Raw genomic sequence first — 12208 nt, 5'->3', positions numbered from 1 at the left:
TCAAGGCCCATGTTTTCAAAGTTTATTTGCTTAATAGTCATTCTACAATCTTTCATTAGTCATGCCCAAAAGGTGAAAATTGCCTGTGTAGGAAACAGTGTAACTTATGGCTATAAAATTGAAAATCGAGAAGAAAATTGTTATCCTACTCAACTTCAAAATCTATTAGGAAAGCAATATGAAGTGGGGAATTTTGGACATTCTGGAGCCACCATGCTTAAAAATGGCCATAAGCCATATTGGGATGAAAAGGAATTTACCGAGTCAAAAGCGTTTTTACCGAATATCGTTGTCATTCATTTAGGTTTAAACGATCAGGGAAATAATAATTGGCCAGATCACAAAGATGAATTTATTGATGATTATCTGGATATGATTTCGGCATATCAAAATCTGCCAACAAGCCCGAAGGTGTTTATTTGTAGAATGTCTCCAACTTTTTCCGGTCATCATTGGTTTGAAGAAGGTATGCGTGAAAGTTTTAAAGAAATTCAATCCAAAATTGAAAATGTAGCTAAAATTGCAAATGTTTCATTAATAGATTTGCACGAACCTTTATACAGGTATCCTGAATACTTTCCGGATAATTTACATCCCACAAAAGAAGGAGCGGCCAAAATAGCTCAAAAGGTATATAGTACCATTTCAAAGAATTGTGGAGGATTAAAAGTATCGCGATTATATGGTGAAAATATGGTTTTTCAAAGAAATGAACCTATTGTTGTCACCGGAGTTTCAAATCTAGATGATGAAATTACTGTTGTTTTTAATACTGGTAAACAAATTACAAAACCAAATGAAAATGGAGTTTGGAAGGTAACATTTAAAGCCATGGAAGCCGGAGGTCCTTATAAACTCAAAATCAACTCTAAGGGATCTAATAGTATAGAAATAAATAGGGTTTATTTAGGAGAGGTTTGGTTGGCATCAGGACAATCAAACATGGATTTTAAAGTGCATCAGATGGCATCTGCTAAAGCTGTTCTTAAGGATTCTATAAATCCGAATGTATTTGTGTTTTCAATGAATCCGAAGGTTTTAAAATCGACATCGTTTTCCAGTGAAGAATTAGCATTATGCCATGCTGATAACTATTTTGAATATTCAGGATGGGCCAATTCAGATGGAGATATACTTGAAAAGTTTTCGGCAGTAGCCTATGCTTATGCCTGTAACTTACAAAAGAAACTAAATGTTCCTGTAGGAATTGTTTGTAATGCTGTAGGTGGCTCACCAACTCAATCATGGATAAGCAGGGAAAGTATGGAACAAAAGCATGAAACCATTAGTTTGTTAAATGATACTTGGTTTAATCCTCTGGTAGATGCCTGGGTTTCTGAACGTAAGTTTGAAAATTTTGCAGGCGATAAATATCTAAAAACAAGACATCCTTACGATGCAACTTTTTTATTCGATTCAGGTATTTTACCTCTCTTAAACTATAATTTTAAAGGAGTTATCTGGTATCAGGGAGAATCAAATACCAATCAGGTAGACTTACATTCTAGATTATTTAGAATGTTAGTAAACGATTGGCGGATCCATTTTAACAAGTTCGATTTGCCATTTTATTATGTTCAGTTAAGTAGTATTAATAGACCTAATTGGGGCTACTTTAGAGATGAACAGCGTAAGTTGTTATCCATTGCCAATACAGGTATGGCCGTTTCATTGGATGTAGGTCATAAAACAGATGTACACCCCAAACAAAAATGGGGTGTAGGGGAGCGTTTAGCAAAAGTGGCTTTGGCTAAAGCATATAAAAATAATCTTAATTTTTCAGGACCTTTATTTGATTACGTAAATGTTTTGGATGACAAATTAGAGGTTGTTTTTAAATATTCGTCAGGCCTGAAAACATCTGATGGATTTCCGGTGAAAGATTTAGAAATAGCAGATGAAGATAAGCTTTTTGTTAAAGCTCAATCTAAAATAGAGGCTGACAAACTAATTCTATGGAGTAAAGAGGTAAAGACTCCAAGATACGTAAGGTATGGATATAGTTCTTTTTCAGAAGGAAATTTAACTAATGCATCAGGTTTACCAGCGTCAACATTTTCAAATATTACAAACTAAACTACATGAGAACTTTTTATTTTTTTCTTACAATTTTATTAATAGCCATTCAGATAAATGCTCAAAAATTTCAAAATTTAGCATTAACACCGCCCATGGGATGGAATAGTTGGAATCATTTTGAATGTGATGGTGTAAATGAAACAGTAATAAAAGAAATGGCCGATGCCATGATTATTAATGGTTTGAATGACGTTGGTTATCAATATATTGTTATTGATGATTGTTGGCAGGTAGGCCGAGATACAAATGGGTGTATCATAGTTGATAAAGAGAAATTCCCATCAGGAATGAAAGCCTTGGCGGACTATGTTCATTCAAAAGGTCTAAAATTCGGCATTTATTCTGATGCTGGAACGAAAACTTGCGCGGGTCGTCCGGGAAGTAAAGGATATGAGCTTAAGGATGCAGAAACGTACGCTAAATGGGGGGTTGATTATTTAAAATACGACTGGTGTAATACACAGGGTCAAGACGCAAGAGAAACCTATGCTTTTATGAGAGATGCACTTTTTAAAGCAGGACGACCAATTGTTTTTAGTATGTGCGAATGGGGTGAAAATAAGCCATGGGAATGGGCTCAGGAGGTGGCTCATCTTTATAGAACGACCTACGATATTGACATGAAAGGAAGATTTGATGGAGATATTTGGGGAAACCAATTAGGGTGGACAGAAATCCTTGATAAACAAGTAGGTTTAGAAAAATACGCAGGTCCCGGGCATTGGAATGACCCCGATATGCTGGCTGTTGGAAATTCGAATATGACCACTAATGAGGCTAGAGCTCATTTTACAATGTGGTGCATGTTGGCAGCGCCTTTAATGGCTGGCAATGATTTGAGATCCATGTCGGTAAACGATAAAAATATTTTAACAAATAAAGCTTTAATATCTGTAAATCAGGATGAATTGGGAAAACAAGGTTTTAAAATTGAAGATTTTGGAAATTTTGAAATCTGGCAAAAAGAACTTTCCAAAGGAGACATTGCCATATGCTTTTTTAACAGAGAGTTTAATCGTAAAAGATATAACATTGACTGGGAAAGTATACCAATCAAAAACTTCATAGGAAAATATAGTGTAATAGATTTATGGAATAATCAAAATATAGGTACTACAGAATCAAAATTTACAATTGAAATTCCTTCTCGCGACGTGGTGGTTTATAGGTTAAAAAAAGTACTATAAATGCTATAAAAATAGCAAGAATAAAAGATTTAAATAAAAGTAATTTATTAAAATGAAATTTACAATTTGTAAAACAAAATTAGTGCCTGTATTATTCATGTGTCTAATTTCACATGTTTTCGCTCAAGATTTTAGCAATACATTCGAATCTCTAATTTCTACCGAGACATTAAAAAATGTCCCTAGAAAATTAATTCCTTACCCAAAAGAAGTTACTTGGAACACTGGGCATTTAAGTTTTAACAACCTTAAAATTGAAAGTGATATTGATTTAGACCAAATTTCAATAGAAATTATAGAAAGTATTGTACATAATGATGCGTTTGTAACCGATGCTTCAGTAGCTGTTTTTAAGTTGGTAAAAAATCAGAGAATCAATTCTGAAGGCTATACTTTAAAGGTTTCAGAAAATGAAATAGAAATACAGTTCAAAGATGAATCAGGACGATTTTATGCCTTGCAGACATTAGCTCAACTTGCAATAGTAAAGCAAGGGAAGATTCAAATTCCTTTTTGCGAAATTGTAGATGAACCAAAACATTCAGTGCGCGGTTTTTTATTGGATGTGGGCCGTAATTTTATAAGCTTAGATATTTTGAAAGAACAGCTAGATATTATGGCTAAATATAAGTTAAATGTTTTTCAGTGGCATTTAACCGATAGACCTGCATGGCGTATAGAAAGTAAAGCTTATCCGAAACTTAATCTGGCAGAAAACCACAGACCAACAAGAGATCCCGGAAAATATTATACCTATGGTGAAATTCGCGAATTAATAGCTTATGCCAAAGAAAGGCACATAACAATTATCCCAGAAATAGATATGCCAGGCCATAGCGATTCTTTTGTGACATCTATGGGTTTTAAAATGGAATCGAAGCAAGGAATGGATGCTTTAGAAGTCATTCTTAATGAATTTTTTATGGAAATTCCTGAAGATTTATGTCCTACTATTCATTTAGGATCAGATGAAGTTCATATAGAAAATCCAGATGAATTTATGACCAGAATGATTAGGGTATGCAAGGAAAATAATAGAGAGGTTATCGTTTGGAACCCAGGTTTAAAAATAGAGGAAGATGTTATTAGGCAAACCTGGCAACCTAAGAATTTAGAAGCCAAAGGCTATAAAGAAATTGACTCATGGAACAGCTATATAAACAACAGCGAGCCTATGACGTCTGTACCTAAGATTTTATTCAAACCAATCGGATATAAATCTAAAAACAATATTATTGGTGGAATTTTAAGTTTATGGCCCGATGTTAATTTAGAAAATGAAACCGATTTTATAAGCCAGAACCCTCTATATCCTTGTTTGTTAACGTATGCCTGGACAACATGGACAGGCGATGTTACAAAAACTTCAGATAGATATCTTACCATGTTACCTGAACGAGGTACAGAAGCCTTTAAATATTTAGAGACTTTTGAATACTATTTATTGCATCATAAAAAGCAATATTTAAAAAACAAACCCTTTCAGTATGTAAAACAAACTAATAGTGATTGGTTATTATCTGAGCCTTTATCAAAAGAAGATGCGTTTATAATAGAGGAGCAGGTTAGTTCAGGAAAATCGTTAAATACTGAAAACTGGAAACCAGCAACAGGAAATACCATAATTGTTAAAGATCGCTTTAAGCAAGGGGGATATTATCCCGAAGCAAATAATGGAAATACTGTTTTTGCGCAGAGACAAATTAAAGTAGATCATGATCAAACTATTAAAGTTTGGATAGGTTTTGAAACCCCTTTAAGAGCAAACAGGGTCTATTCTGGTATTCCAGAACAAGGCAGATGGGATGCCAATGGAGGGACTATTTGGGTTAATGGAAAGGAACTTACGGCACCAAAATGGAAAAATCCGGGATGGAAACCGTCAAAGATAGAAGGCTGGGGATCGAAAGAAGATCAAGAAATCCCTTGGGCGAAAGAAGAATTGTATTGGACTCGCGAACCTGTTTCTATACAGCTTCAAAGAGGCGTAAATACAATTGTATTTAAAGTGCCAGGTAAAATAGATTATCAGAATTGGATGTTCACCTTTGCTCCATTGGAGCCAGTTAAATCTTATTCTAAACATTACTATAAGCGGTTTGAATTGTTTAATAAGGAACCTGATTCAGAAAATGAAATTATCTTTTTGGGAAATAGTATAACCGAAGGAGGCAATTGGAAAGTTTTGTTTCCTAAATATAATGTTATTAATCGCGGTATTAGTGGCGATGTCACAGATGGTATTTTAAATAGAATTGATGAGGTTGCGGCATCTCAACCATCAAAAGTGTTTTTGCTTGTAGGAACTAATGACATGGCACATGGTCGAAGTGTAGAATACGTTTTAAAGGGAGTTCAGCATATTATTGAGGCGATAAATGAAAAATCTAAAAACACGGAAATTTATATTCAAAGTATACTGCCAGTAAACCCTTATATTGGAGAGCGCTTTGCTGGTCATAAAGCTAATCATCAAAAGATAATGGAAGCCAACAAGCTACTAGAAGATTTAGCAAAAACGTTAAATATTGAGTATATAGATCTTCATAAAGCTATGAGAAATAAAGAAAGGTACTTAAAAACAGAATATACTCATGATGGTTTGCATTTAACCGAAAAAGGTTATGCCAGGTGGAAACAAGTCATTAAAAAATATGTAAAGTAAGGTTTATGGAAAATAAAGCAAGACCATATGTTTTAGCAGAGACAAACTATAAGGCAATTGAAAACGAAGATTATACGGTAGCTGTGCTGCCTTGGGGAGCGACGGAAGCACATAATTATCATTTACCTTATGCCACTGATAATATTTTGTCTGAGGGTGTAGCTATTGAAGCTGCTCGATTAGCCTGGAATAAAAATGCAAAAGTGATTGTTTTACCAACGATTCCCTTTGGTGTAAATTCAGGCCAGTTCGATGTGCCTTTTTGTATTAATATGAATCCCAGTACTCAATTAAAAGTTATTCAAGATATTATAAAAGTACTAGAAGTTAACAAGGTGAATAAATTGGTAATCGTAAATGGACATGGAGGAAATAATTTTAAACAAATTATTCGTGAGTTATTCATCCTATTTCCTGGGGTATTTGTTTGTGCCCTAAATTGGTGGCAGGCTGAAAATGGCTCTGATTATTTTAATGAACCTGGTGACCATGCAGGGGAACTTGAAACCTCAGTTGTAATGCATTTAACACCGGAGTTGGTACTACCTATTCAGGAAGCAGGCAATGGCGAGGCAAAACAATTTAAAATAAAAGGATTAAAAGACGGTTGGGTAACGGCACAACGAAGATGGACATCAGTTACATATGATACGGGTGTAGGAAATCCTAAGGAGTCAAACAAAGAAAAAGGAGAACGTTTCTTTGTAGCTACAACACAAGCAATAGCTTCGTTTTTTGTAGAACTCCATAATGCCGATTTAAATAATTTTTATGAATAAATTTGGAAAAACTAAATTAAATATGAAATTCTTATCGAATGTTTTATGGATTGCTGCAGCAATCGTTTTAGGCTCATGTGTAAATGATAAAACATATACACAACCAGTCGTACAAATTATACCTAAACCAAATCATACACAAATAAATGAAGGTGTTTTTGTGTTTAATGAGAATACCCAATTTGTAATAAGTTCTTCTTCACAAGAAGAAATAGCAACGTTGTTAACTAGTCAATTTAAACATGCCGCTGGATGGGATCTAAATGTAAGCGACAAGTCACATGGGAAGAATGTGGTAGAATTATTAATTGATGAAAGTATTGAAAAAGAAGGGTATCAATTAAAGATCGATTCAAATCATATTGAAATATTTGCAAGTAGTAATGCAGGATTTTTATATGGAATTGAAACCTTAAGACAATTATTACCAGAAAGTATTGAAAGTGATAATTTGAAACCAGACATAGACTGGATTGTGCCTTGTCTTACTATAGAAGATAAACCAAGATTTCAGTACAGGGGCTTAATGTTAGATGTATCTCGCCATTTTTTTGAAATAGATTATTTAAAGAAAACCATAGATCGGTTGGCCATGCTAAAAATGAATGTTTTGCACTTGCATTTGGTTGATGATCAAGGATGGCGAATAGAAATAAAAAAATATCCCGAATTAACTAATGTTGGAGCCTGGAGAGTAGATCAGGAAGATAAACATTGGGACGGTAGAAGAGCTACTTTACATGGGGAAAAAGGAACTTACGGCGGGTATTACACGCAAGAGCAATTACAGGGCTTAGTGGCCTATGCTGAAACAAAAAACGTGGAAATTATTCCTGAAATAGAAATGCCGGCACATGTATCTTCCGCTATAGCTTCTTACCCCGAATTAGCCTGTTTTAATCAGAAAATAGGAGTGCCTTCAGGAGGTGTTTGGCCAATTACAGATATTTATTGCGCTGGAAAAGACGATACATTTACGTTTTTAGAGAATGTTTTAACCGAGGTCATGGCTATTTTTCCTTCAAAATATATCCATGTAGGAGGGGATGAGGCTACCAAAACCAATTGGGCAAAATGTTCACATTGTAAAGAAAGAATGAATGCGGAAGGTCTTAAGAGTGTTGAAGAACTTCAGAGTTATTTTATAAAGCGTATGGAGCGATTTATAAATGCTAATGGAAAAAGGCTAATTGGTTGGGATGAAATTTTAGAAGGAGGCATTGCTCCAGAAGCTACGGTAATGAGTTGGAGGGGTGTAAAAGGAGGAGTTGAAGCTGCTGAACAAGGACACGATGTTATTATGACTCCGGGTACACATTGTTATTTCGATCATTATCAAGGACCTCAAAACGAAGAGCCGTTGGCGTGGGGAGGCTATACACCGGTAAGTAAAGTCTATACTTTCGATCCTGTGGTAGAGACTATGACAGAGGATGAAGCTAAACATGTATTAGGAGGGCAGGCGAATTTGTGGTCTGAACAAATTAAAACCGAATCGCATTCTGAATATATGATTTTTCCAAGACTATTGGCATTATCAGAAACGCTTTGGTCTCCTAAATCAACTCGTAATTGGGAAGATTTTTCATCAAGAATGGAAACGATGTTTACACGATTGGATTACTTGGGGATTAACTATTCAAAAAGTTCTTATTTAGTCATGCATGATGCAGAAGTAGATATTCAATCAAAAGAGGTTTTGGTGTCTTTGAATAATGAATTTACTAATGCAGATATTCGTTATAAGCTTTCCGAAGAGAATAGCGACCAAGAATTTGTAAAATATACAAAGCCTATTAAACTTAAAGAGACGAAAAGAATTCAGGCATCATTATTTAAAGACGATACGCCTGTAGGTAAAATGTTTGACACTAATATAGAATTCCATAAAGCTGTCGGCAAGCCAATTACATTTAAGAAAGCATACCATCAAAACTATACTGGAGAAGGAGAGTTTGGTTTAGTAAATAGCCTAAGAGGTACCAAGAATTTTCACGATGGACATTGGCAGGCATGGCTGGTTGAGGATATGGAAGCTATTATAGATTTGGATGAATCTACCAATGTGCACGAAGTTATTGTTGGGACTTTAGAAAATCAAGGTCCGGGTATTTATTTTCCAACAGCAGTGATAGTTTATTTGTCAGAAGATGGTAAAAGTTATAGAGAAGTTGGAAAGGTTACGAGAGCATTTGCTAAAAATCCTAAATCTGAACTTAAAGAATTTAAGGTAAGTTTTAATGAGCAACCTTGCAGATATGTTAAGATTGTAGCCGAGAATTTAAAAGAAAATGAATCAGGAGGAGATACTTGGCTGTTCGTTGATGAGATTTTAATAAAATAGAGATTTATTTAGAGTTTTTAAGTTTAACTACTTAATAAGAAAATAATTTTAATGAAGAATTTAATAGTTATTATTTGCTGTTTAATGGGCGTTTTTTTACAAGCCCAGACACTTGATCCTGTAACAGAAAACCCCGAGATAACAGAGATGAATAAGTTAGACGCTAGGTCTAGTTTTTTTCCTTATCGAAGTATGGAGTTGGCTAAATCCAATGACTTAACGAGTGCAGAAAACTATTTATTATTAAATGGGATTTGGCAATTTAATTATAGTGAATCACCGGAATCAAGACCAGTTGATTTTTATAAAAACAGTTATGACACTTCCAATTGGAGCGCTATAAAGGTGCCTGGTAACTGGGAGGTTGAAGGTTTTGGAGTTCCTATTTATGTCAACGCCAGCTATCCATTTGCTAAGGGGCAGGCCTCGCCACCCGATATTCCTGATGGTCATAATCCTGTAGGGGCTTATAAACGAGATTTCGAGCTGCCATCTAATTGGAGAGAAGACAAAATTTATATTCACTTAGGGGCAGTAAAGTCGGCTTTTTATATCTGGATAAACGGAGAACAAGTGGGCTATAGCCAGGGATCAAAATTACCGGCTGAATTTGATGTTACGGAATATGTAAAACCAGGAAAGAACAGTGTTGCGCTGGAGGTGTATCGATGGAGTGATGGTAGTTATTTGGAGTGTCAGGATTTTTGGAGACTATCAGGAATCGAGCGTGATGTCTATTTGTATTCCAGACCGCAGGTACAATTACAAGACTATTGGGCTAAATCTGGTTTAGTTAATAATTACACCGATGGCGATTTTAACTTAACCTTGGATGTCAAAAGTTTTAGCTCTAAAAAGCAAAAAGGTAGAGTAGAGGTGAAACTTTTAAAATCAGGAGAAGAGGTGTTTTCAGGTTCATCAGGATACGAATTATTGGAAAACGGTACATCTACTTTATCATTCACCCAAATTATTAAGGATGTCAAATCATGGTCTGCCGAAGATCCTGCACTTTATGAATTGGATATAGTTGTAAAGGATAAAAAAGGAGGTGTTTTAGAAGCGATTTCAAAAAAGGTGGGATTCAGAACTTCAGAAGTAAAGGACGGTCAGTACCTGTTAAATGGCCAACCTATTTTATTTAAAGGTGTCAATCGACATGAGCACGATCCTGTTACGGGACATGTGGTATCTAGGCAAGACATGTTAAAGGATATCCAGTTGTTTAAGCAGTATAATATTAATGCAGTACGCACCTGTCACTATCCTAATGACCCTTATTTTTATGAATTATGTGATAAGTATGGTATTTACATGATTGATGAAGCCAATATCGAATCACACGGTATGGGGTATGCGCTGCATAAAACTTTGGCAAACAATCCGGAATGGTTAAAAGCACATATGGAGCGCACCCAACGTATGATAGAGCGCGACAAAAATCATCCTTCCGTCATTATTTGGTCTTTAGGAAATGAAGCAGGTAACGGCTATAATTTTTATAATACGTATCTATTAGCCAAGAAATTAGATACGACGCGTCCTACTCAATACGAGCGTGCCGGATTGGAATGGAATACCGATTTATTTGTGCCTATGTATGCGACCCCAAAATATGTGGAAGAATACGCTAATAATGAAGAGTTTACTAAGCCATTAGTACAATGTGAATACGCTCATGCTATGGGGAATAGTATGGGAGGGTTTAAAGAATACTGGGATCTATACGAGAAGTACGATAAGTTACAAGGCGGATTTATCTGGGACTGGGTAGATCAGGGTATTAAAACAGTAAAAAATGGTAGAGAGATTTATGCCTATGGTGGTGATTTTGGTCCTGAAGGTACACCAAGTGATAATAACTTTTTAAACAATGGATTAGTACAGCCGGATAGAACACCAAATCCACATATTCATGAAGTAAAATATGTTCATCAGAATGTGAAGTTTTACGACAAAGATGTTTCTAAAGGGTATATTATCATGAAAAACTGGTACTTCTTCAGAGATTTATCAAACTACACATTAAACTGGGAGATAATTGAAAATGGTATTGTTGTTGAAAACGGCAGTATAGATAACATTGTAACCAAACCTCAAGCAGAGAAAATAATAAATATTCCGTTTAAAACGTCCTTCAAACCAGATGAAGAATATTTTCTAAATATTGATGTGAAGTTAAAAGCTGACGAACCATTATTAGAATCAGGTTATACAATAGCTTATGAGCAGTTTCAGTTACAGGAATCGTCTATAAAAGGACCAGAACTTTCGACTCAGCCGATTAGTTACAAAGAACAGAATGATGTTATTACAGTAAATGGAGATGATTTTAAGTTAGTTTTTGATTCGCATGAAGGTGTATTAGATCAATATAATTACAAAGGAAACAGTCTAATAACATCTGGACCGGAGGTTAACTTCTGGCGCTCACCAAACGATAATGATTATGGAGCTCAGACACAGAAAAAGTATAAAGTCTGGAAGGATGTAACCAAAGGAATAGAGGTAAGTAGCTCCATCAAAACACTTAATGAGTCGAGTGTAGAAGTACGTTTTAAGCGAGACTTGCTAAACGGAGATGCTCAGGTAGTAGAAACCTACGTTGTATATGGTAACGGTGCAATTCAAGTAACCAATGAATTTAAAGCGATTAAGGGTTCGCATCCTAACCTGTTTAAATTTGGAAATCGTTTAATCTTACCGAAAGATTATAAGACGATTAAGTACTATGGGAAAGGTCCGTTTGAGGCTTACACCGATCGTCAGCATGCAGCTAAGGTAGGTTTGTATACACAAACAGTCAAGGAGCAGTATTTTCCATATATCCGTCCTCAGGAAACAGGAAATAAGCTTGATGTACGTTGGGTTGATATAATTAAGGAAAATGGATCAGGCCTAAAGTTTTTAAGCTCTTCACCATTTAGTTTTTCAGCATTAAACTACAGCCAGGAAGATTTAGATTCGGGAGATGAAAAAGGACAAAAACATGCTGGTGAGTTAGATGCGAGACCGGAGATTTATATAAATATTGATGGGTTTCAGCAAGGATTAGGAAGTATTAATAGTTGGGGCACATTACCAATGGACCAGTATCTACTGCCGTATAAAGATTATTCTTACTCTTACTGGATGATGCCTGTAAAATAGATTG

General features: G+C 35.3%; 6 protein-coding genes. All 6 read left to right on the top strand.

Annotation, left to right across the window (positions count from 1 at the left end; all coding sequences use genetic code 11):
* The first annotated feature begins 9 nt into the window (after nucleotides 1–9).
* The 6 genes from ICJ84_RS07400 to ICJ84_RS07375 are packed head-to-tail and all read left to right on the top strand — an operon-like array spanning nucleotide 10 to nucleotide 12204.
* Nucleotides 10–2076: a GDSL-type esterase/lipase family protein gene (locus ICJ84_RS07400; RefSeq protein ID WP_188215733.1), complete on the top strand. Its 2067-nt coding sequence runs from the start codon at nucleotides 10–12 to the stop codon at nucleotides 2074–2076.
* A 5-nt stretch (nucleotides 2077–2081) separates the two neighbouring features.
* A complete protein-coding gene (locus tag ICJ84_RS07395) occupies nucleotides 2082–3266 on the top strand; it encodes a glycoside hydrolase family 27 protein (protein ID WP_188215732.1) in 1185 nt (394 codons plus the stop codon).
* A gap of 52 nt (nucleotides 3267–3318) precedes the next feature.
* On the top strand, nucleotides 3319–5931 hold the full coding sequence (locus ICJ84_RS07390; RefSeq protein ID WP_188215731.1) for a family 20 glycosylhydrolase: 2613 nt from the start codon (nucleotides 3319–3321) through the stop codon (nucleotides 5929–5931).
* Nucleotides 5932–5936: 5 nt separating this feature from the next.
* A complete protein-coding gene (locus ICJ84_RS07385) occupies nucleotides 5937–6710 on the top strand; it encodes a creatininase family protein (RefSeq protein ID WP_188215730.1) in 774 nt (257 codons plus the stop codon).
* Between the two features lie 22 nt (nucleotides 6711–6732).
* A complete protein-coding gene (locus ICJ84_RS07380) occupies nucleotides 6733–9054 on the top strand; it encodes a beta-N-acetylhexosaminidase (protein WP_188215729.1) in 2322 nt (773 codons plus the stop codon).
* A gap of 51 nt (nucleotides 9055–9105) precedes the next feature.
* On the top strand, nucleotides 9106–12204 hold the full coding sequence (locus ICJ84_RS07375; protein WP_188215728.1) for a glycoside hydrolase family 2 TIM barrel-domain containing protein: 3099 nt from the start codon (nucleotides 9106–9108) through the stop codon (nucleotides 12202–12204).
* Nucleotides 12205–12208 lie beyond the last annotated feature (4 nt).

Source organism: Aestuariibaculum suncheonense (genome assembly GCF_014596935.1).
Taxonomy (GTDB): Bacteria; Bacteroidota; Bacteroidia; order Flavobacteriales; family Flavobacteriaceae; genus Aestuariibaculum; species Aestuariibaculum suncheonense.
Note: the sequence above shows the minus strand (reverse complement) of the source record. Positions and strands in the feature narration are given on the sequence as shown.

What these genes read in the sequence shown, in the direction of transcription:
- ICJ84_RS07395 (WP_188215732.1), top strand. Translation starts at nt 2,082, where the DNA reads ATGAGAACTTTTTATTTTTTTCTTACAATTTTATTAATAGCCATTCAG.
- ICJ84_RS07390 (WP_188215731.1), top strand. Translation starts at nt 3,319, where the DNA reads ATGAAATTTACAATTTGTAAAACAAAATTAGTGCCTGTATTATTCATG.
- ICJ84_RS07400 (WP_188215733.1), top strand. Translation starts at nt 10, where the DNA reads ATGTTTTCAAAGTTTATTTGCTTAATAGTCATTCTACAATCTTTCATT.
- ICJ84_RS07375 (WP_188215728.1), top strand. Translation starts at nt 9,106, where the DNA reads ATGAAGAATTTAATAGTTATTATTTGCTGTTTAATGGGCGTTTTTTTA.
- ICJ84_RS07380 (WP_188215729.1), top strand. Translation starts at nt 6,733, where the DNA reads ATGAAATTCTTATCGAATGTTTTATGGATTGCTGCAGCAATCGTTTTA.
- ICJ84_RS07385 (WP_188215730.1), top strand. Translation starts at nt 5,937, where the DNA reads ATGGAAAATAAAGCAAGACCATATGTTTTAGCAGAGACAAACTATAAG.